Genomic DNA, 19,569 nt, shown 5'->3' with positions numbered 1-19,569 from the left:
CTCCAGCGGTAGCTGGGGGCACGAGGTGGGGCTTCCCGACGGTAGCGGGATCAGTGGCGCTCGCGGTCGCGCCCGCGCCGGGCGGGGGCCCAGAGGGCCTGGGCGGGTCCAGGCGGGCCTGGTCGGGCCTAGGCGGCGCTCTCCACCCGCTTCTTCAGACCGGCCAGCGCGCGGTCGATGATGACCTTCTCGGCCTTGCGCTTGATCATGCCGAGCATCGGGATCTTGACGTCGACGGTGAGCTGGTAGGTGACCTCGGTGCGCTTGCCGCTGTCGAGGGGGGCCAGCAGGTAGGAGCCGTCGAGGGAGCGCAGCATCTGGGACTTGACCAGGGACCAGCTGACCTGGTTGTCACCTGTCCAGGTGTACTCCAGGGTGTAGTCGTCCTTGATCGCCCCGGCGTCGAGCAGCATCCGCACCTTCTCGGCGCGGCCCCGGTCGTCCTTGGTGAGGACGTCGGCCTCCTTCACCTCTCCGGACCACTCCGGGTAACGGTCGAAGTCGGCGATCACCTCCATCACGTCGGCCGGTGCCGCCTCGATCGTGATGCTCGAGCTGGTGTGTTCCGCCATCGCCGTGGTTCCTTCGGTGTCGGTCCGCTTGATCCGCCGCCTGGGTCTCTGCCGCTGAAGGCTACCGCGCGCGGCTTGGACCGTCCGACAGTAGGGCCCGCGGCGTCGCGGGCCCTACTGTCGGATGGTCTGACGGTCTCACCACTCCAGGGTCCAGGGGGTGCCGGTCGAGGCGAAGTGTCCGACGTTGACGCACTCGGTGGCGCCGATCCGCATCCGGCGGGCGAGCGGCTGGTGGACATGGCCGAAGAAGGCGTACTTGGGACGCACGGCGCGGATGGCGTCGAGGAGGGCGGCGCTGCCCCGCTCGAAGCGGCGGGCGACGGTGTCGTAGCACAGCTCGGGCACATCGGGCGGGATGTGGGTGCACAACACGTCGACCTCGCCGAGCGCGGCGATCTTCGCGGCGTAGACCTCGTCGTCGATCTCGTACGGCGTGCGCATCGGGGTGCGCAGCCCGCCGCCGACGAAGCCGAAGACCCGGCCGCCGATCTCGATCCGCTCGCCGTCGAGGACGGTGGTGCCGGGCCCGGCGTACTCGGGCCACAGCCTCGGTATGTCGACATTGCCGTAGGTCGCGTAGGTGGGGGCGGGAAAGGCCGCGAAGAGCTCGGCGTACTGCCGGCGCACCGCGGACTCGATGGCGGCGTTGCGGTCCAGCCCGTCCCACAGCCGGTTGCCGAACGCGCGGGCCTCCTCGAACCGGCGGGCGGTGCGCAGCTCCACGATGCGGTCGGCGTTCTCGACACCGAACAGGTCGGGGAAGATGCCCCGGGAGTGATCGGCGTAGTCGAGGAAGAGCACCAGGTCCCCGAGACAGATCAGGGCGTCCGCGCCTTCGCCCGCCTTCTTCAGGTCCCGGCTGTTGCCGTGCACGTCGCTGACCACGTGAACTCGCATGCGGGTCAGCCTAAGTCCTGCGGGCTCGGGCCGTCAGGCACCGGCTTGGACCACCCCGCCACCACCTGCGGATACTTCCGGGCCCCGGGCCGCGTCGACTAGTCTGCGGCCAGTACGAGAGCGGGGTGTGACGCATCAAACATCTGGGAGGACCCCCTATCCCAGATGCCATACCCATCGGTAACGTCCGGGCAGTCCACCACCCCCCATTGCCCGTGTAGCGGCGCCGGCGCCCGACGAGGAGCAGCAGTCTTGCGCGAGTTCAGCCTTCCGGCCCTGTACGAGGTTCCGGCCGACGGGAATCTGACGGACCTCATCCGGCGCAACGCCACCCACCATCCCGAGGTGGCCGTGGTCGGCCGGAAGGTCGACGGCGAGTGGCAGGACGTCACCGCCGTCGAGTTCCTCGCCGAGGTGCGGGCCGTGGCCAAGGGCCTGATCGCCGCCGGGGTGGAGCCGGGCGACCGGGTCGGGCTGATGTCGCGCACCCGCTATGAGTGGACGCTGCTGGACTTCGCCGTCTGGAGCGCGGGCGCGGTCACCGTGCCGGTCTACGAGACGAGTTCGGCCGAGCAGACCCAGTGGATCCTCGGCGACTCGGGCGCGGTCGCCTGCGTGGTGGAGTCCGCCGCGCACGAGGCCGCCGTCGAGTCCGTACGGGACACGCTGCCCGCGCTGAAGGGCCTCTGGCGGATCGAGGGCGGCGGGGCGGTCGAGACCCTGCGGAAGCTGGGCGCGGACATCGCGGACGCGGTGGTCGACGAGCGCAGCGCCATCGCGAACGCCGACTCCCCGGCCACGATCGTCTACACCTCGGGCACCACCGGCCGCCCCAAGGGCTGTGTGCTCTCCCACCGCAGCTTCTTCGCCGAGTGCGGCAATGTCGTGGCCCGCCTCAAGCCGATCTTCGTGACCGGCGAGTCGTCAGTGCTGCTCTTCCTCCCCGAGGCGCATGTCTTCGGGCGGCTGGTGGAGATCGCGGCGGTGCTGGCGCCGATCAAGCTCGGGCATGTCCCGGACGTCAAGACGCTCACCGACGAACTCGCCTCCTTCCGGCCGACGTTGGTGCTCGGTGTGCCGCGCGTCTTCGAGAAGGTCTACAACGCGGCGCGGGCGAAGGCGCAGGCCGACGGCAAGGGCAAGATCTTCGACAAGGCGGCCGCGACCGCCATCGCCTACAGCGAGGCGCTGGACTCCCCCGCCGGGCCGTCCTTCGGCCTCAAGGTCAGGCACAAGCTCTTCGACCGCCTGGTCTACAGCAAGCTGCGCGCCGTCCTGGGCGGCCGGGCCACCCACGCGATCTCCGGCGGCGCCCCGCTGGGCGCCCGGCTCGGCCACTTCTACCGGGGCATCGGCTTCACGGTGCTGGAGGGGTACGGCCTGACGGAGTCCTGCGCGGCGACCACCTTCAACCCGTGGGACCGGCAGAAGCTCGGCTCGGTGGGCCAGCCGATGCCGGGCACGGTGGTCCGGATCGCGGACGACGGGGAGGTGCTGCTGCACGGCGAGCACCTGTTCAGCGGGTACTGGAACAACGAGGCGGCGACGGCGGAGGCGCTGTCCGACGGCTGGTTCCACACCGGCGACGTGGGCACCCTCGACGAGGACGGCTATCTCACCATCACCGGCCGCAAGAAGGAGATCATCGTCACCGCGGGCGGCAAGAACGTGGCCCCGGCGGTGATCGAGGACCGGATCAGGGCGCACGCCCTGATCGCCGAGTGCATGGTGGTCGGCGACGGCCGCCCCTTCGTCGGCGCGCTGGTCACCGTCGACGAGGAGTTCCTGCCTCGCTGGCTGGCCGAGCACGGCAAGCCGGCCGGCTCCACGGTGGCCGAGCTGCGGGAGGACCCCGAGCTGCTGGCCGAGATCCAGCGGGCGGTGGACGACGGGAACGCGGCGGTCTCGAAGGCGGAGTCGGTGCGCAAGTTCCGCATCCTCGCCACGCAGTTCACCGAGGACTCCGGGCATGTCACGCCGTCGCTGAAGCTCAAGCGGAACGTGGTGGCCAAGGACTTCGCGGCCGAGATCGAGGCGCTCTACCAGCGCTGACCGGGCCCCTGTCCCTGTGGATCAGCCGGATCAGCCGGATCAGCCGGATCAGCCGGCGAGCAGGCCCTCCAGGCGCTCGGCGAGCAGGTCCCAGCGCCAGCGCTCCTCGACCCAGGCGCGCCCCCGCTCCCCCATCCGCCGCCGCAGCTCGGGGTCCTGGAGCAGCGCGACGATCCGCTCGGCCGCCTGCTCGGCCGAGCCGCCCCGCACCACCCAGCCCGTCTCGCCCTCGAGGACCGCGTCCGGCGCGCCGCCGGAGTCTCCGGCGACGACGGGCAGGCCGGTCGCGGAGGCCTCCAGGTAGACGATGCCGAGGCCTTCGACGTCCAGGCCGCCGCGGCGGGTGCGGCAGGGCATGGCGAACACGTCGCCCGCGCCGTAGTGGGCGGGCAGATCCTCCCAGGGGACCGCGCCGGTGAAGCGCACGGAGTCGGCGACGCCGGTGGTCTCGGCCAGCCGGCGCAGCTCCTTGGCGTACGGGCCGCCGCCGACGATCAGCAGGACGGCGTCCGGGACCCGCGCCAGGATCCGCGGCATGGCCTGGATGAGGGTGTCCTGCCCCTTGCGCGGCACCAGCCGGGAGACACAGACCACGACGGGGCGGTCGGCGAGCCCGAGCCTGGCCCGGACCCCGGCGCCGCCCGAGCCGGGGTGGAAGGTCTTCTCGTCCACGCCGGGCGTCAGCTGGACCATGCGCGCCGCCGCCTCGGGCCCGATCGCCGCCGCGATCCGCGAGCGGGTGTACTCGCCGAGATAGGTGAGGGTGTCGGCGCCCTCGCCGATCCGGCGCAGCAGCCCGCGGGAGGCGGGGAGCTGGGCCCAGGCGGCCTCGTGCCCATGGGTGGTCGCCACCAGCCGCCGGGCGCCCGCCCCGCGCAGCGCCGGGGCCATCAGCCCGAGCGGGGCGGCGGCCCCGAACCACACCGCGGTGCAGCCGTGCGCGCGCAGCAGCTCGCCGGCCCGCCGGGTCACCCGCGGGGTGGGCAGCAGCATGGTCGTACGGTCCCGTACGACGCGGAACGGCTGCTCGGCGTCGAACCGGGCGGTGGCCTCGGCGCCCTCCCTGCCGCGCTTCCAGGTGGAGGCGTAGACGACGACCCGCTGCGGGTCCAGGCGCAGCGCGATGTTGTGCAGAAACGCCTGGATGCCGCCGGGCCGGGGCGGGAAGTCGTTGGTGACGATCAGGGTCTTGTCCATCCCCGCCGACAGTACCGGGTGCGGGCGCGGCCGCCGGGCCCCGTCAGCACACCCCGGGCAGCCCGAAGCCGGACAGGCCGTAGGCCAGGGGCAGCTGGACGGCCGTGCCGACGAGGGTGACGCGCAGCCTCAGCGGGCTGCCCCCGGCCCCCTCGAACACGCCGCCCAGCGCGATGAAGCAGCCCAGCAGGGCCAGATACGGGCCCAGGCAGCGCAGAAACGCCGTGCCGGCCGCGGCGACGTCCGGCGGCGCGGCGAACGCCCGCATCACCCACGGCGCGATGGCCACCAGCAGCAGGGAACCGGCCATCCGGGCCGTGAGGTCGGCGGCCATCGGCAGCCCGGTGCTCGCGTTCCTCCGCCATCTGCCGGACCGCGCCGAGCAGGCGGCCGTGCTGCGGCGCCGCCAGGCGTTCCTGGACGCCCCGTCGAGCTTCTTCTACCAGGGCGGCGAGCCGGTGCGCGCGGAGCGGGCCGGGGACGTCTTCCGTGAGGGCATGCTGCGGATCGCCCGCGCGACCACGGCGGAGGAGCGGCGGTGGCTCGCGGACGCCCTGGACCGGCTGGAGGCGCGCCAGCCCGCTAACCGAGCTCCGCGGACACGTACTTGCGCCACAGGTCGGTGAACTCGGCCAGGTTCGTGCCCAGCACCTCGCGCAGCGCGGACTCCACCGCCCCCTGGCGGCGCGGGCTCTCGCCCACCGCGCGGTAGAAGTCGATCAGCTTCCCCTCGCCCCACTTCTCCGCGATCAAGCGGCAGGCCAGCCAGCCCTCCTCGTACGCCCGGGACAGGGCGTCCGCGTCGCCGCCGAAGCCGAAGGCCTTGTCGTCCGGGAGGGCGTCCGGCAGGCGGCCGGCCGCGACGGAGCGGGCGAGTTCGGGGGCCACCTCGCGGGGGGCGCGGTCGGTGCCGAGGTAGCCCGTCCAGTCGGCGAAGCCCTCGGAGAGCCACATCGGGGTGGCGGCGGTGGTGACGGCGCGGGTGGCCACATGGGCCGTCTCGTGGGTGAGCACGACGCGCCGTCCGAAGTCGCCGAGGACCTGGTACGCCTCGGGGTTGAGGATGACGCGGTCGGCGGCCGCGAAACGGCCGGCCCGCGCCTCGCCGGTGGTGACGGCCGCGATGCCGCGGTAGCCGCTCGCGGACGAGCCCAGCAGGGCGGCCATCCGGTTCAGGGAGGCGGGGACCTCCACCACCACCCGCCCGGCCCAGGCGTGCGGCCACACCTTCCGCAGGACGGCCACCGCCCGGTCCGCCCCGGCCGCCACCTCGCGCAGCCGCCGCCGGCCCTGGCCCACGCCGAGGACGAGGCTGTCCTCGCCGCGCACGGCGGTCACCGCGCCCTGGTCCCACAGCTCCACGGAGGTCCGCCTGCCGCCCTCCTCGCCGTCGTCGGAGGCCACGTACCAGCGCCCGTTCCGCTGGGCGAGGGTCAGATACTCCTCGGCGACGACCGGCGCGGTGTCGTAACCGGACAGCCGGTAGCGCAGTTCGACCCGGGCGGCGAGGCGGCGGCCCTCGCCCAGCGCGGGGTCGAAGCCGCCGGTGTCCACCAGGCGGTAGGTCCAGGAGCGCACCGGTACGGCGGCCAGGTTGGCGAACATCCGCCGCTGCTCGGCCAGATAGCGGGCCGAGCGCCGGTCGACGGTGGCGAGAAAGGCGCCCGCGTCGCGCTCCCGGACCGCCGCGGCCCGCCGGTCGAGCAGTTGCTGGACGGCCCGCCCGTCCCGCCCCGCGCCGTCGTCGGGGGCCTGGACGGTGCCGCAGCCGGTGAGCGCGACGGCCACCAGGACGCAGAGCGCGGCCAGGCACGGCGCCGCCCGCCACGCCCACCGTCTGCCCGCCCGCCGTCCGCCCGGCCGCCGCCTACCCGCCACGCCGTAGATCGTACGAGGCTCGCGGTTCGGAATCAGACGCGCTTATCAGACACGTGTGGTGGCATCAGACCCGTGTGATGGCGGAAATCGACATCATGCCGACCGGGTCGTACCGCACCCGCGCCCCCGGGTAGGGCGCGTGGATCACCTGCCCGTTGCCCGCGTACATCCCGACATGGCCCGCGTCGGAGCGGTAGACCACCAGGTCACCGGGGCGGATGTGGCTCAGCGCCACCTGGTGCCCGGCGGACGCCTGCTGCTGTGAGGTGCGCGGGATCGCCACCCCGGCCCGCCCGTACGCCCATTGGGTCAGCCCCGAGCAGTCGAAGGCGGTGGGGCCGGCCTGCCCCCAGGCGTAGGGCAGGCCCACCGCCCGGCGCGCGGCCTCGAGCGCGGCGGCCGCGCGCGGCGAGGACGGCGGCAGCTCCGCCACGCCGACCGGCTGGGACGCCGCGCGCGAGCCGTGCAGATAGGCCGCGCGCTGGGCGGGCGGCAGGGCGTTGAACAGCCGGCGCGCCGTGGCCAGCTTGTGCCGCACGGACCGCTTGTGGCGGATGACGGCCTTGCGGCTGTGCTCCAGCCGCGCGAGCCTGGCCGCCGCCTCCGCGCGCTGCTGGCGCAGCGTCCGCTGGGTGCCCTCGAAGACCCGTAGCTGCCCGGCCTGCCGCTTGCCGATCCGCTGCAGGGTGGCGGCCTTGTCGAGGTAGTGGGCGGGGTCCTCGGAGAGGATCAGCGCGAGGCCGGGGTCGACCCCGCCGGACCGGTACTGGCCGCCCGCGAGGGCGCCGAGCGCCACCCGCATCCGGTTGAGCCGCTCCTGGCCGCGGGCGACGCGGTCCTGGATCCGGTCGACCTGGAGGCGCAGGCCCTGGGCGTGCGCCTCGGCCGCGTTGTAGCGCTCGGTCGCCCGCTCCGCCTGCGCGTAGAGCCGCTCCACCGTGCCGGGGGTGGCGTGCGGAGCCGCGGTGTCCGAGGAGGGGTCGTGCGGCTCGGCGCAGGCCGGCACCGCCGACAGCGCGGCCGCCGACGCCACGGCGGCCGAGGCGGCGGTCAGGGCGGTCACCCGGCCGAGGGCGGTGGTCCGGCCGGAGCCGGATCGCGGCGAACCGGGCTGAGTGAAACCGGGCTGAGAGGGGCGGCGACAGGACGCCATGGGAAGCCGCACTCCCTTCCGCTGTGTCGGAAAGTCCGCTGTGTCGGGAACTGCGCGCAGACAGTAGCCGTACGATCACGCTCGGTCCAAGGAGCGCGACGGGCACACAACGTGACGCCCCGCCGGAGACGCAGGTCACCGGCGGGGCGGACGCTCAGCGGAGGTTGCTCGGCTTCCCCCGAATTCCCCCGAACGGACGGTTCGGGTGGGGTGGGGTGGGTCAGACCCGGACGCCGAACATGAACGGCATGTTGTCCATCGACTCGTAGCGCACATTGGCCCCGGGCTTGGGGGCGTGCAGCACCTGGCCGTTGCCCGCGTACAGGCCTATGTGGTGCAGGTCGCCGTAGAAGAGCACCAGGTCGCCCGGCTTGAGCTCGCCGCGGCCTATGCGGGTGCCGGCGTTCGCCTGGTCCTGCGAGATGCGCGGCAGCTGGACACCGGCCTGCGAGTACGCCCAGCCGGTGAGCCCGGAGCAGTCGAAGGAGGACGGCCCGGTCGCGCCCCACACATACGGTGAGCCTATCTTCGACTTGGCCGCGGCCAGCGCGGCGGCGGCGCGCTGCGAGTCGGGCACGTCGTTGCCCAGGCTCACCCGCTGGTTGGAGCGGTTGGCCCGCTCCTGCTCCTTGGCGGCGAGTGCGGCCCGCTCCTTGGCGGTGAGAGTGTTCAGGAGCTGCTGGGCCTTGGAGAGCTTGCCCTGGATCTCCTTCTTCTTCTCACCCAGGACCTTGCGGGTGTCCTCGAGGTCCTGAAGCTTCGTGGACGCCTCCTGGCGCTGCTGCTTGAGCGTGCGCTGCTTGTCGGCGATCTTGCGCAGCGACTCGGCCTGCTTGCCGCTCACCTGACTGAGTGTGGAGGCCTTGTCGAGGTAGGTGTCCGGGTCGGAGGAGAGCAGCAGCTGCACGGAGGGGTCGATGCCACCGGAGCGGTACTGGGCGGTGGCCATCGAACCCAGGCCGTTACGGAGCTTGTTGAGCTCCTCCTGGCCGCGCGCCACCTTGTCCTGGAGCTCGCCGACCTGCTTCTCCAGCTTTTCCTTCTTCTCCTTGGCGCCGTTGTACTTCTCGGTCGCCCCCTCCGCCTGCTCGTAGAGCTTGTCGACCTGCTCCTTGACGTCCTTCTTGTCCTGCTTGGGAGCGGCCTGCGCGGCCTGGGACGAGAGAGCGACGGCCGCCGCGGCGGTCGCGGTGAAGACGGTTACCCGAGTGCGGCTCGGCTGCTTGGGTCGACGGTGGGACGCCACGAAGGCGAGCTCCTTCTTCCTCGAGCCGCCTACCGGGTGAGTGGGGGTCAAGACCCCGGCTCCGCGGAACGCAGCGCACGCGGACTCGGCGGTACCCCCGCTGTCATCCCGGATGGATGATCAACCGCGCGGAGGTTCGAGCTGACCTTAGTGACCTCGTCGTGATCCGTTCAAATCCCAACGACAAAAAAGTCGGTCTCCAGGCGCATCTTTTACAAACATCACACATACCGTAACGGTCGGTTGACGCTCCGCAGGCGCCAACAGCCGTCCGGCCGCCGTCCAACGCGCCGTCAGGAGTCACTCAGGTACGCGCGAGCCGCTTGAGCAACAGAGCGGAGGAGACCGGTCGTGCCCCAGCCTTGGCCACCCCGTCCGCCACCTCGCGGTCCGTCGAGACCACGACCACCGGCCGACCCGGCGGTTCGGCCCGGACCAGCTGCCTGATCAGCTCGTCCGCGGTCACCCCCGGCTTGCTGAACAGCACCCGCACCCCCCGCGGCGGCGCCAGCAGCACCGGCGCGGCCAGCTCCGCCCCGTCGAAGACACAGGTCATCTCCGCGCCCGTCTGGGCCGCCAGCACCGCGAGCCCGCCCAGCAGCCGCAGCCGCTGCTTCTCCAGCGGCATCGTCGGATAGCCGGTCTTGGTGACGTTGTAGCCGTCCACCACCACGTGGGCCTGGGGCAGCGCGAGCAGCTGGTCGAGCAGCGCGGGGTCCATCTCCGACAGCGCCCTGGCCGCTATGTCCTTCGGTGTCATCTTGCCCGGCTCGACCGCGTCCACCGCGTCCGCCGGACGCATCGACGCGGGCGGCAGCGCCAGTTCGCGCCGTAGCCCCTGCGCCGCGTCCAGCACCGTGTCCAGCAGCAGCCGCACCCGCATGTCCTCGACGCTGCGCCCCTCGCGCGCCGCCCGCCGGCTGGCCTCCAGCGCCGACTCCACCTCAACGAGCCGGGCCCGCAGCCGCCGCGCCTCGCCCTCCGCCGTGGCCTGCCGCACCGCGGCCGTCGACCGTACGGACTCCAGCTCGGCGGCGGCCTTGCGCAGCGCCGCCTCGCCGCGCTTGACGTCGCTGAGCGCGCTGCGCAGCTTCCGGTGCAGCGTGTCCGACTCCTTGCGGGCCGCCTCCAGCTCGGCGCGGGACCGCTCGGCCTCCGTACGCGCCGCGGTCCGGGCCTCGCCGAGCTCCTCCCGCAGCCGCCGCAGTTCGCGCTCCGCCTCCTCGCCGGCCCGCTCGGCGGAGGCCCGCTGCGCCTCCTCGCCCGCGGCCTCAACCAGCTTGACCCAACCGGCCGGCCGCAGCACATAGGCGAGCGCCGCGACATCCACCGGATCGGCCGCGGCCGGCGGCGAGCCGCCCTCGATGGCCTCGGCGAGCTCCTTCTGCGTCTCCCGCAGCCGCCCCGCGATCCGCTGCCGGAAGACCGGGTCGGACTCCACGGTCGCGGCCATCGCGTTGCCCGCGAACTTCGCCCGGCGGGTCGGGGTGAAGCGGGCGTACTGCCGCAGCTGGGCGGGCAGCTCGGTGACCGTCAGCCCTCCGAAGGCATCCGCCACCAGAGCCACGACCCGGCGCCTGACCCCCTCCGGCAGGGGGCGGTCGAGCGCCTCGGCGACGCCCTCGGCGTCACCGGCCGACGCGGGGTCGCCCGTCCGCTCCACCACCTGTCATCGCTCCGTTCTCAGGCGCTCGCGCTCGCGCCCGGACGGTCGACCAGCTCGATCTGGTCGACCGCGTTGCACCAGCGGCAGCGCACCGACTCAATGGTCTCACTGACCACCTCGCGCTCCTCGACCCTGGGCTCCCCGCCCAGGTCGAGATGGACGTATTCGACGGCCTTGGTCGAGCGCGTCACATCGAACCGGGTCAGGTTGCCGCACAGGGTGCAGCGCCAGCGGGTCTCGGCTGTCGGCAGGGGCACGGCCATGGCGTCGTCATCCTCGTCGTCTTCATTCCACTGTGGCACTTGGCGTGCTGTAACCCTACGGCCTGAGCCCTGCCCCGCGCCGGGGCCGGTGCGCTCCCCGGCCCGCCCCCCGGCGGCGGCGAGGCACTCTGGGCAGGTTGTGCCCGGTACGCCATGATCTGCCCATGATCGAGACGTCGGAGGGGCCCGGCCGCCCCCTGATGACTTACGCCCTCATCGCCGCCTGCTGCCTGGTCTTCGCCCTCGGGCCGGCCTCCGGCCTCAACCCCGGCTATGGCACCGGGGGCGAGCTGCTGCGGGCCCAGACGGGCTACTTCGAGCGCTGGGGGGTGGTGCCCAGCGCGCTGTGGAGCGGCGCGCCCGCCGAGCCGCTGGCCCCGCTCACCGCGCTCTTCGTCCACGGCAACTGGCTGCACCTGCTCGGCAACATGCTGTTCCTGTACGTCTTCGGGGCGATGGCCGAGGAGCGCATGGGGCGGATCCAGTTCGCCCTCTTCTACCTCGCCACCGGCTATCTGGCGCTGCTCGGCTACGCGGCGGCGCACGCCGGCTCCACCCAGAGCCTGGTCGGCGCCTCCGGGGCCATCTCCGGGGTCCTGGGGGCCTTTCTGTGGCTGTTCCCCCGGGCCCGGGTGACCAGTCTCTTCCCGTTTCTGTTCTTCCTGCCGCTGCGCTTCCCCGCCTGGGTGGTGCTGATCTTCTGGGTCGCGCTCCAGTGGCTGGCCGCCCGCGCGGCCGACGACCGCCCCGGGGTCGCCTACCTCGCCCACCTCGTGGGGTTCAGCCTCGGGTTCCTCTACGCGTGGGCCCGCTTCGGGCGGACGACTAGAGTGAGCAGGGCAGTCAGGTCCAGCGAGGGAGAAAGCCAGCCGTGATCACTTCGATCGTGCTCATCAAGACCAGCGTGGACCAGATCCCCGAGATCGCCGAGCAGATCGCCGCGCTCGACGGCGTGAGCGAGGTCTACTCGGTCACCGGGGCGCACGATCTGATCGCGATGGTGCGGGTGGCCCGGCACGACGACCTCGCGGACGTCATCCCGGGCCGGATCAGCAAGGTGCCGGGCGTGGCCTCCACCGAGACCCACATCGCCTTCCGCACCTACTCCCAGCACGACCTCGAGGCCGCCTTCGCGATCGGCCTCGACGGCTGAGCGGGCCGCTCCTCCGGGCCTTCAGCCGCGGTCCGGGACGCAGCGCCCGTCCTCGGTGCGGTAGCTCCACTTCGCGCCGTCCCGGACCAGTTCCCTCACCGCGGCGACGAACCGCTCGACGTGCTCGTCCGGGGTGCCCGCGCCGAAGCTGACCCGGATCGCGTTCAGCGACCGCTCCCCCGGAGCGGCCTCCGGGGCCCCGCACTCGCCCGCCTCGCCGGGCTCGCCGCCCAGCAGGGTGCGCACCAGCGGATGCGCGCAGAACAGGCCGTCGCGCACGCCGATGCCGTACTCCGCGGAGAGCGCGGCCGCGAAGTGCGAGCTGTTCCAGCCCTCCACCACGAAGGAGATGACCCCCACCCGGGGGGCGTCGTCGCCGAACAGCGACAGCACCCGCACCTCCGGCACCTCGGCCAGCCCCGCGCGGACCTTGGCGATCAGCTGCCGCTCCCGCGCCACCAGGGACTCGAACCCGGCCTCGGTCAGTGCCTTGCAGGCCGAGGCGATCGCATACGCCCCGATGACGTTCGGCGAGCCGGCCTCGTGCCGGGCCTCGGTGGTGTGCCACTCCACGTCCACCCCGCCGTTGTCCCGACGAGCCACCTTGCGGCTGGCGCCGCCGCCCGCCAGATACGGCCGGGCCTCACGCAACCAGTCCGCGCGCCCCGCCAGCACACCGGCCCCGAAGGGCGCGTACAGCTTGTGCCCGGAGAACGCGACCCAGTCGACGTCCAGGTCGGCGATGTCCACGGGGTGGTGCGGGGCGAGCTGCGCGGCGTCCAGCACGATCCGGGCGCCGTGTGCGTGGGCCACCCGCGCCAGCTCCCGCACCGGCCACAGCTCACCGGTCACATTCGACGCGCCGGTCACACACACCAGCGCCGCGCCCGTGTCCCCGTCCACCGCCCGCTGCTCCGCCCGCCATGCGGCCAGCGCCCGCTCCAGCGTCTCGACGGCCTGCCGCGGGGAGCGCGGCGCACTCAGATAGCCGACCTCGACGCCCTCGCGCTGCTGCCACGGCAGCAGCGAGGCGTGGTGCTCGGTCTCGAACACGAACACCTGGGTGCCCTGCGGGAGGGCGGCGGCGAGGAGGTTGAGCGAGTCGGTGGTGGCGCGGGTGAAGACCACCTGGTCGTCGGGGCGGCAGCCGAGGAACGCGGCCACCTCCTTGCGGCTGTTCTCGAACAGGTCGGTGGACAGCTGCGAGAGGTAGCCGGCCCCGCGGTGCACGCTGCCGTAGTACGGGGCGTAGGCGGCGATGTCGTCCCAGACCCGCTGAAGGGCGGGGGCGCTGGCGGCGTAGTCCAGCGCGGCGTAGCTGACCTCGCCGCCGGTGACCAGCGGGACGAGGACGTCACGGCCGAGGACGGGCAGCGGGGTGTGGGTGGCGGTGGTGGCAGCGGCGGTCGCGGACATGGCGAAGTCTCCCGGGAGGACGAAGAGGTGAATGCGTCACGCGTGCATGGGGCAGCCCGCCGCCGGGCACGCGGAAAGAAGCTCAACGCGCGGGCGATGACGACACCGCGCCGGTTGAGGGGAAAAAGGGGCCGTCGGCCCTAGCGCATTCGCTGCATCACGGAAGAACTCCCTCGACAACCAGGACCCCTGGGTTTCGCGAGGGGTCCGCGCTTGCCGCAGGCCTCGCTGCCTGCGGCCTGGTCATCACCCGGGGCACCCCGCCACGGACGGAGGGTTGCCGGACAGCGGGCCGGGGCCGAAGTCGCTGTCGCTCGTGACCTGCGCAGGAGTATGCCATGCCGCACCGAAAGGGCGAGACCCCTGTCCGCGATACGGACAGGGGTCTCGCTCTCGAGTCGAGCCCGGAAAAGGCGAGCCCTGAAAAGGCGAGCCCTGAAAAGGCGAGCCCTGAAAAAGGCGTCACGCGTTGGTGGCCAGGACCCACCGTTCCAGCGAGGCCCGGGCCGCGCCCGAGTCGATCGACTCGGCCGCCTTCTCGATGCCCGCCGCGATCCGCTCCGTGAGGGGCGTGTCGCCCATCCCGCCCTCCAGCGCGACCAGCGCGGCCGCCGAGTTGAGCAGCACCGCGTCCCGGACCGGACCGCGCTCCCCCGCCAGCAGCCGCCGGGCCACATCCGCGTTGTACGAGGGGTCGGCGCCGCGCAGGGCCTCCACCGGGACCAGGTCGATGCCGACGTCGCGCGGGTCGAAGGTCTCCTGCCGTACGGTGCCGCCCTCGACCACCCACACCTGGGAGGTGGAGGTGACGGTCAGCTCGTCCAGCCCGTCGTCGCCGCGGACGACCAGCGCGGAGGAGCCGCGTTCGGCGAGCACACCGGCGAGGATGGGCGCCATACGGGCGTCCGCGACCCCGGTGGCCTGGGCCCGCACCCGGGCGGGGTTGGTGAGCGGGCCGAGGAAGTTGAAGATGGTGGCGATGCCCAGATCGCTGCGCGCGGTCCCGACGTGGCGCAGCGAGGGGTGGAACTTCACCGCGAAGCAGAAGGTGATGCCGGCCTCCTCGGCGACCTCGACCACCCGCTGCGGCGAGATGTCCAGGTCGACACCGAGCTTCGCGAGGACGTCGGAGGAGCCGCTGGCGGAGGACGCGGCGCGGTTGCCGTGCTTGACCACCTTGGCGCCGGTGCCCGCCACCACGAGCGCCGCCATGGTGGAGATGTTGACGGTCTTGGCCCGGTCGCCTCCGGTGCCCACGATGTCGACGGTGGGCCCGGGGATCTCGATCACCCTCGCGTGCTCGTACATGGTGCGGACCAGACCGGACACCTCCGCCACGGTCGCGCCCTTGGCGCGCAGCGCGACCGCGAAGCCGGCGATCTGCGCGTCGCTGGCCTCGCCGCTCATGATCCGGTCCATGACCCAGGCGGTGTCGTCGGCGGTGAGGTCGTGGCCGAGCAGCAGCGAGTCGAGTACGTCCGGCCAGGTGCGGGCCGTCGCGCGGTTGTCGCCTCCGGCTGGGGTCACAACGTCCATGGTCCGCTCCTGGATCTCGGCTGGGCAGGGAGGGGTCCGCGCACTTCAGCGGCCCCCGGCAAGCCTATCGGCGCGGGCCGGGCGAGCGGCCCGGCGCCCGGGTCCCGGACACGGCCCAGGGCCCCGGCCCGGACCGTGTGGTCCGGGCCGGGGCCCTGGTGTGTGGCGTACAGCTGAGGTGTTCGCTGAGGGGATCAGTGGTGGCCGTGGCCGCTGGTGATCTCCTTGTACTCCTCGGCGGTCGGCTTGGGGATCACGTTGTCCCCGCCGTAGTAGCCCTTGGACAACTTCGCCCGGAGCTTCTGCGAGGGCTTTATCTTGCGGCGGACACCGTTCTCGTCGACCTCGGGGCCGACCTCGAGCGGCTTGGGCTGCTCATGCTGGGTGAGCATGTGCAGGTCCTCCTGCGAGAGCGGCGCGTGCACCTCGATGAACTCGCCGTGCGGCAGCCGCTTGATGATGCCGGTCTCGCGCCCGTGCAGCACCTTGTCCTTGTCGCGCCGCTGGAGACCCAGGCAGATCCGCTTGGTGACGATGAAGGCCAGCACCGGGCCGACGAAGAAACCGATCCGGACGAACCAGGTGATCGAGTTGATCGACAGGTGGAAGTGGGTGGCCCACAGGTCGTTTCCACCACCGACCAGCATCACCAGGTAGGCGGTCAGCCAGGCGACACCGAAGGCGGTGCGGGTCGGGGCGTTGCGCGGGCGGTCCAGGATGTGGTGCTCGCGCTTGTCGCCGGTGATCCAGGACTCGATGAAGGGGTAGACCCCGATCGCGAACAGGACCAGCGGGAAGAGCACGATCGGGATGAACACGCCCAGGACGAGCGTGTGGCCCCAGGCGGTGATCTCCCAGCCGGGCATCACACGGACCAGACCCTCGGCGAAGCCCATGTACCAGTCGGGCTGGGCGCCGGTCGACACCTGGTCCGGCCGGTATGGGCCGATGGCCCAGATCGGGTTGATCGTGGCGACCGCGGAGAGGATCGCGATCACACCGAAGACCAGGAAGAAGAAGCCGCCCGCCTTGGCCATGTAGACCGGCAGCAGAGGCATGCCGACCACGTTCTTCTCGGTCTTGCCGGGCCCCGGGTACTGCGTGTGCTTGTGGTAGAAGACCAGGATCAGGTGCGCCACCAGCAGGCCGAGCATGATGCCCGGCAGCAGCAGGACGTGGACCGGGTAGAGCCTCGGGATCAGGTCCATCCCGGGGAACTCGCCGCCGAACACGAACATCGAGATGTAGGTGCCGACGACCGGGATCGACAGGAACACACCCTCGATGAACCGCAGACCGGTGCCGGAGAGCAGGTCGTCGGGGAGCGAGTAGCCGGTGAAGCCGGTCAGCATGCCGAGGAAGAACAGCAGGAAGCCGAACAGCCAGTTGACCTCGCGCGGCTTGCGGAACGCGCCGGTGAAGAAGACGCGCATCATGTGCACGAGCATCGCCGAGAGGAAGACCAGCGCGGCCCAGTGGTGGATCTGCCGGATGAGCAGACCGCCACGCACCTCGAAGCTGATGTCGAGCGTCGAGGCGAACGCCTCGGACATCCGCACGCCCTGCATCGGGACGTACGGGCCGTGGTACACGACCTCTTCCATGCTGGGGTGGAAGAACAGCGTCAGATACACACCCGTGAGGATGATGATGATGAAGCTGTAGAGCGCGACCTCACCCAGCATGAAGGACCAGTGGTCCGGGAAGATCTTGCGCATGTTGGCCTTGGCGAGGCTGTAGATGCCCAGCCGGCCGTCGGCCCAGTCGGCCACCCGCTCGCCCGCGGGCGCCTTGCGACCGCGCTGCGTTTCAGTTGCAGTACTCATCCGCGCTCCCAGAAAGCAGGACCGACAGGCTCCGCGAAGTCACCCTTGGCTTCGAGGAAGCCTTCCTTGTTGACGCCGATCCGCAGCTGCGGCAGGGCGTGCCCGGCCGGGCCGAAGATCACGCGGCCGCCGTCGGCGAGGTCGAAGGTCGACTGGTGGCACGGGCACAGGACGTGGTGCGTCTGCTGCTCGTACAGGTTGATCGGGCAGCCGACGTGGGTGCAGATCTTGGAGAACGCGACGATGCCGTCGTGCGACCAGTCCAGCTCGCGCCTGTCCTTGATGTTCTCCGGCTGCAGCCGGACCAGCATCAGGGACGCCTTGGCGATCTGCGTCTGGAAGTCGTGGTCGGACTCCTTCATGCCCTCGGGCATGGCGAAGGTGAGCGAGCCGACCGCGATGTCCTCGGGGCGCAGCGCCCCTCCGGTGTTGTAGTTCATCAGGCGCTTGCCCTTGGCCCACTTGGTGTGCCGGAGCTTGTCACCCGGCAGCGGGCCGAGGTCGCGCAGCAGCACCAGGCCGGCCAGCGGCACCAGGGTCAGCGCGCCGAAGAGGGTGTTGCGGGCCAGCTTGCGCCGGCCGAAGCCGGACTCGGCCGCGCCCGCCCGGAAGTCCTCCAGCACCTTGGCCTTGACCTCGGGCTCGGCCTCGATCGGGTGGCGCTCGTCGGCGATCTCCACGTCCGACATCAGGGTGCGGGCCCAGTGGACCGCACCCGCGCCGATGGCGAACAGCGCGATACCGAGGGACAGGCCGAGCGAGAAGTTCAGCGCGCTGATGTGGCCGAGCGGGAAGACATAGATGATCTCGTCGACCGGGAAGGCCACATACGAGGCGATGAAGGCGATCGTCGCCAGCATCGAGACCGTGAAGAACAGGGCGACCGTGCGCTCGGAGCGCTGCGCGGCCCGTTCGTCGATGTCCTGCTGACGGTGCTCGTGCGGCGGCAGGCCCGGGTCGGCGAACGGGTTGTCGGCCGTCTCTACCTCGCCGCCCGCCGCGGCTTCCCGCCCATGTGGCAGGTTGTCTTCTGTTTGTGAAATGTCGTGGCTACTCATGACTTCTTGGCCTTTGCGGTCCGGGCGGCGACCCAGATGGTCAGGGCGATCATGGCCCCCATGCCGAAGACCCAGCCGAACAGACCCTCACTGACCGGGCCCAGGCCGCCGATCTCCATACCGCCGGGGGTCTCGGTCTTGTCGCTGTTGACCGTGTCCAGGTACGCGATGATGGCCTTCTTCTTCTCCTCGGGCATCACGGTGTCCGGGAAGGAGGGCATGTTCTGCGGGCCCGTCTGCATGGCCTCGTAGAGGTGCTTGGGGGACACACCCTCGAGGGACGGCGCGTACTTGCCGTTGGTCAGGGCGCCGCCCTTGCCGACGAAGTTGTGGCACTGCGCGCAGTTGGTCCGGAAGAGCTCACCGCCCTCGGCGACGTCGCCGCCCGCGGGGTCGTACTGCTCCTTGGTGGGCGTCACCGGGCCGGGGCCGAGCGAGGCGATGTACGCGGACAGCTGCTGGATCTGGGCGTCCGAGTAGATGTTCTTCTTCTTGGGCACCTGGGCGCCAGGCTGCTGCGCGGGCATACGACCGCTGCTGACCTGGAAGTCCACGGCGGCGGAGCCGACGCCGACCAGGCTCGGACCGTCGGTCGTACCCTGACCGCCGGTGCCGTGGCAGCTGGCGCAGCCGACGGCATAGAGCTTCTTGCCCTCCTCGATGGCGAGGGACTGGGCGGAGCTGTCATCGGCCTTCGCCTCGCTCGGCGAGAACGCGGCGTACAGCCCCCCAGTGACCGCCAGCGCGAAGAGTAGGACGACGAGCGCAGCCAGCGGATGGCGCCGTCGTGCGGAGAGCTTTTTCACGGATTACCCCGGTGTCAGGATCTTCTGCGTCGATGCTTTGAGGACGTGGTGCCGGTGCGGCGACCGGATTACTTGATCATGTAGATCGTGGCGAAGAGGCCGATCCAGACGACGTCGACGAAGTGCCAGTAATAAGACACCACGATGGCCGCCGTCGCCTGCTGGTGAGTGAACCTCTTGGCCGCGTACGTCCTGCCCAGGACCAGCAGGAAGGCGATGAGTCCGCCCGTCACGTGCAGTCCGTGGAAGCCGGTGGTCAGGTAGAACACCGAGCCGTACGGGTCGGACGAGAGCGACAGACCCTCGTGCTTGACCAGTTCGGTGTATTCGAAGATCTGACCGCCGACGAAGATCGCGCCCATGATGAAGGTGATCACGAACCAGGCGCGCAGCTTCTTCACGTCACCGCGCTCGGCAGCGAAGACACCGAGCTGGCAGGTGAGAGAGGAGAGCACCAGGATCGTGGTGTTCGTCGCGGAGAACGGGAAGTTCAGCGCGGACGCCATTTCCTTCCAGTGCTCAGCGCCGGTCACCGACCGCAGGGTGAAGTACATCGCGAAGAGGGCCGCGAAGAACATCAGCTCGGAACTCAGCCAGATGATGGTTCCGACGCTGGTGAGGTTCGGCCGGTTGACCGACGGGTGCGCGTGCCCGGTATCTACTGCTGTTGCTGTCGCCACGACCGACATTATGTCGGTCGCTTATCCAGCCCTCACTCCCGGGGGTACCGTTCGGAGTGTCAAGGGCATCGATGCTGCTCGTACGGCCGGTTGAAGAGCGTGCGTCAGCAGGTCGCCCTGCGGGTGCCGAGCGCTCCTCGCACGGTCCCCCGAAGGGAGGAGGGGCC

19 protein-coding genes and 1 riboswitch are annotated in these 19,569 nt (G+C 71.5%); of the genes, 4 read left to right on the top strand and 15 right to left on the bottom strand.

Features of this window, described 5'->3' with window-relative positions:
- Positions 1-128: 128 nt before the first annotated feature.
- Entirely contained in the window at positions 129-572 is a 444-nt protein-coding gene (locus ACWY4P_RS39225; RefSeq protein ID WP_319698143.1) for an SRPBCC family protein, read from the bottom strand.
- A gap of 138 nt (positions 573-710) precedes the next feature.
- Positions 711-1,472, bottom strand: a complete 762-nt coding sequence (locus ACWY4P_RS39220; RefSeq protein ID WP_456205358.1) for a metallophosphoesterase family protein — start codon at positions 1,470-1,472, stop codon at positions 711-713.
- Positions 1,473-1,724: 252 nt separating this feature from the next.
- Between ACWY4P_RS39220 and ACWY4P_RS39215 the strand changes: the two genes are divergently transcribed.
- Positions 1,725-3,524: an AMP-dependent synthetase/ligase gene (locus tag ACWY4P_RS39215; RefSeq protein WP_456205357.1), complete on the top strand. Its 1,800-nt coding sequence runs from the start codon at positions 1,725-1,727 to the stop codon at positions 3,522-3,524.
- A 48-nt stretch (positions 3,525-3,572) separates the two neighbouring features.
- On the opposite strand, the gene ACWY4P_RS39210 is transcribed toward ACWY4P_RS39215, so the two are convergent.
- Together ACWY4P_RS39210 and ACWY4P_RS39205 are read right to left on the bottom strand one after the other, a co-directional pair.
- Positions 3,573-4,721, bottom strand: a complete 1,149-nt coding sequence (locus ACWY4P_RS39210; protein ID WP_456205355.1) for a glycosyltransferase family 4 protein — start codon at positions 4,719-4,721, stop codon at positions 3,573-3,575.
- Between the two features lie 43 nt (positions 4,722-4,764).
- Positions 4,765-5,055 carry an MATE family efflux transporter gene (locus ACWY4P_RS39205; RefSeq protein ID WP_456205353.1) on the bottom strand — a complete coding sequence of 97 codons (291 nt, stop codon included), beginning with the start codon at positions 5,053-5,055 and terminating at the stop codon, positions 4,765-4,767.
- On the opposite strand from ACWY4P_RS39205, the gene ACWY4P_RS39200 reads away from it, so the two are divergent.
- On the top strand, positions 5,039-5,347 hold the full coding sequence (locus ACWY4P_RS39200; protein ID WP_456205352.1) for a hypothetical protein: 309 nt from the start codon (positions 5,039-5,041) through the stop codon (positions 5,345-5,347). The two genes, ACWY4P_RS39205 and ACWY4P_RS39200, sit on opposite strands and share 17 nt — an antisense overlap.
- Here ACWY4P_RS39200 and ACWY4P_RS39195 read toward each other — a convergent pair.
- The 5 genes from ACWY4P_RS39195 to ACWY4P_RS39175 form a co-directional block, all read right to left on the bottom strand.
- The gene (locus tag ACWY4P_RS39195; protein WP_456205351.1) at positions 5,304-6,599 is read right to left on the bottom strand and encodes a hypothetical protein; all 1,296 of its coding nucleotides are present in this window, start codon (positions 6,597-6,599) and stop codon (positions 5,304-5,306) included. The two genes, ACWY4P_RS39200 and ACWY4P_RS39195, sit on opposite strands and share 44 nt — an antisense overlap.
- A gap of 64 nt (positions 6,600-6,663) precedes the next feature.
- Positions 6,664-7,752 (bottom strand): NlpC/P60 family protein, encoded by a 1,089-nt coding sequence (locus ACWY4P_RS39190; RefSeq protein WP_456205350.1) that lies wholly within the window; start codon positions 7,750-7,752, stop codon positions 6,664-6,666.
- 220 nt (positions 7,753-7,972) lie between these two features.
- Positions 7,973-8,998: an NlpC/P60 family protein gene (locus ACWY4P_RS39185; RefSeq protein ID WP_456205349.1), complete on the bottom strand. Its 1,026-nt coding sequence runs from the start codon at positions 8,996-8,998 to the stop codon at positions 7,973-7,975.
- A 304-nt stretch (positions 8,999-9,302) separates the two neighbouring features.
- Entirely contained in the window at positions 9,303-10,664 is a 1,362-nt protein-coding gene (locus ACWY4P_RS39180) for an NYN domain-containing protein (RefSeq protein ID WP_456205348.1), read from the bottom strand.
- A gap of 17 nt (positions 10,665-10,681) precedes the next feature.
- Positions 10,682-10,927 (bottom strand): hypothetical protein, encoded by a 246-nt coding sequence (locus ACWY4P_RS39175; protein ID WP_319698276.1) that lies wholly within the window; start codon positions 10,925-10,927, stop codon positions 10,682-10,684.
- A gap of 164 nt (positions 10,928-11,091) precedes the next feature.
- Between ACWY4P_RS39175 and ACWY4P_RS39170 the strand changes: the two genes are divergently transcribed.
- Entirely contained in the window at positions 11,092-11,802 is a 711-nt protein-coding gene (locus ACWY4P_RS39170; RefSeq protein WP_456205347.1) for a rhomboid family intramembrane serine protease, read from the top strand.
- Positions 11,799-12,080, top strand: a complete 282-nt coding sequence (locus ACWY4P_RS39165; protein ID WP_089514181.1) for an Lrp/AsnC ligand binding domain-containing protein — start codon at positions 11,799-11,801, stop codon at positions 12,078-12,080. Before ACWY4P_RS39170 ends, ACWY4P_RS39165 begins: the two co-directional genes overlap by 4 nt.
- A 21-nt stretch (positions 12,081-12,101) precedes the next feature.
- Here the strand turns inward: ACWY4P_RS39165 and ACWY4P_RS39160 are convergent, their stop codons facing one another.
- The 6 genes from ACWY4P_RS39160 to ctaE form a co-directional block, all read right to left on the bottom strand.
- Positions 12,102-13,496 carry an aminotransferase class V-fold PLP-dependent enzyme gene (locus ACWY4P_RS39160; RefSeq protein ID WP_456205345.1) on the bottom strand — a complete coding sequence of 465 codons (1,395 nt, stop codon included), beginning with the start codon at positions 13,494-13,496 and terminating at the stop codon, positions 12,102-12,104.
- 204 nt (positions 13,497-13,700) lie between these two features.
- A riboswitch (SAM riboswitch) is annotated at positions 13,701-13,818 on the bottom strand.
- A gap of 140 nt (positions 13,819-13,958) precedes the next feature.
- Positions 13,959-15,032, bottom strand: a complete 1,074-nt coding sequence (trpD, locus tag ACWY4P_RS39155) for an anthranilate phosphoribosyltransferase (RefSeq protein ID WP_456205344.1) — start codon at positions 15,030-15,032, stop codon at positions 13,959-13,961.
- Positions 15,033-15,226: 194 nt separating this feature from the next.
- A complete protein-coding gene (qcrB, locus tag ACWY4P_RS39150; protein WP_456205343.1) occupies positions 15,227-16,858 on the bottom strand; it encodes a cytochrome bc1 complex cytochrome b subunit in 1,632 nt (543 codons plus the stop codon).
- Complete coding sequence (qcrA, locus tag ACWY4P_RS39145) at positions 16,855-17,916, bottom strand: cytochrome bc1 complex Rieske iron-sulfur subunit (RefSeq protein WP_456205341.1); 1,062 nt, start codon at positions 17,914-17,916, stop codon at positions 16,855-16,857. Before qcrA ends, qcrB begins: the two co-directional genes overlap by 4 nt.
- Entirely contained in the window at positions 17,913-18,722 is an 810-nt protein-coding gene (gene qcrC / locus ACWY4P_RS39140; RefSeq protein WP_456205339.1) for a cytochrome bc1 complex diheme cytochrome c subunit, read from the bottom strand. Before qcrC ends, qcrA begins: the two co-directional genes overlap by 4 nt.
- Positions 18,723-18,790: 68 nt before the next feature.
- Positions 18,791-19,411 (bottom strand): aa3-type cytochrome oxidase subunit III, encoded by a 621-nt coding sequence (ctaE, locus tag ACWY4P_RS39135; protein ID WP_014180385.1) that lies wholly within the window; start codon positions 19,409-19,411, stop codon positions 18,791-18,793.
- Positions 19,412-19,569 lie beyond the last annotated feature (158 nt).

The organism is Streptomyces sp. LZ34, assembly GCF_053890475.1.
Note: the sequence above shows the minus strand (reverse complement) of the source record. Positions and strands in the feature narration are given on the sequence as shown.

Coding starts and splice junctions, on each gene's coding strand:
- ACWY4P_RS39220 (WP_456205358.1), bottom strand. CDS start 1,472: ATGCGAGTTCACGTGGTCAGCGACGTGCACGGCAACAGCCGGGACCTG.
- ACWY4P_RS39205 (WP_456205353.1), bottom strand. CDS start 5,055: ATGGCCGCCGACCTCACGGCCCGGATGGCCGGTTCCCTGCTGCTGGTG.
- qcrB (WP_456205343.1), bottom strand. CDS start 16,858: ATGAGTACTGCAACTGAAACGCAGCGCGGTCGCAAGGCGCCCGCGGGC.
- ACWY4P_RS39175 (WP_319698276.1), bottom strand. CDS start 10,927: ATGGCCGTGCCCCTGCCGACAGCCGAGACCCGCTGGCGCTGCACCCTG.
- ACWY4P_RS39170 (WP_456205347.1), top strand. CDS start 11,092: ATGATCGAGACGTCGGAGGGGCCCGGCCGCCCCCTGATGACTTACGCC.
- ACWY4P_RS39210 (WP_456205355.1), bottom strand. CDS start 4,721: ATGGACAAGACCCTGATCGTCACCAACGACTTCCCGCCCCGGCCCGGC.
- ACWY4P_RS39225 (WP_319698143.1), bottom strand. CDS start 572: ATGGCGGAACACACCAGCTCGAGCATCACGATCGAGGCGGCACCGGCC.
- qcrA (WP_456205341.1), bottom strand. CDS start 17,916: ATGAGTAGCCACGACATTTCACAAACAGAAGACAACCTGCCACATGGG.
- ACWY4P_RS39190 (WP_456205350.1), bottom strand. CDS start 7,752: ATGGCGTCCTGTCGCCGCCCCTCTCAGCCCGGTTTCACTCAGCCCGGT.
- ctaE (WP_014180385.1), bottom strand. CDS start 19,411: ATGTCGGTCGTGGCGACAGCAACAGCAGTAGATACCGGGCACGCGCAC.
- ACWY4P_RS39160 (WP_456205345.1), bottom strand. CDS start 13,496: ATGTCCGCGACCGCCGCTGCCACCACCGCCACCCACACCCCGCTGCCC.
- trpD (WP_456205344.1), bottom strand. CDS start 15,032: ATGGACGTTGTGACCCCAGCCGGAGGCGACAACCGCGCGACGGCCCGC.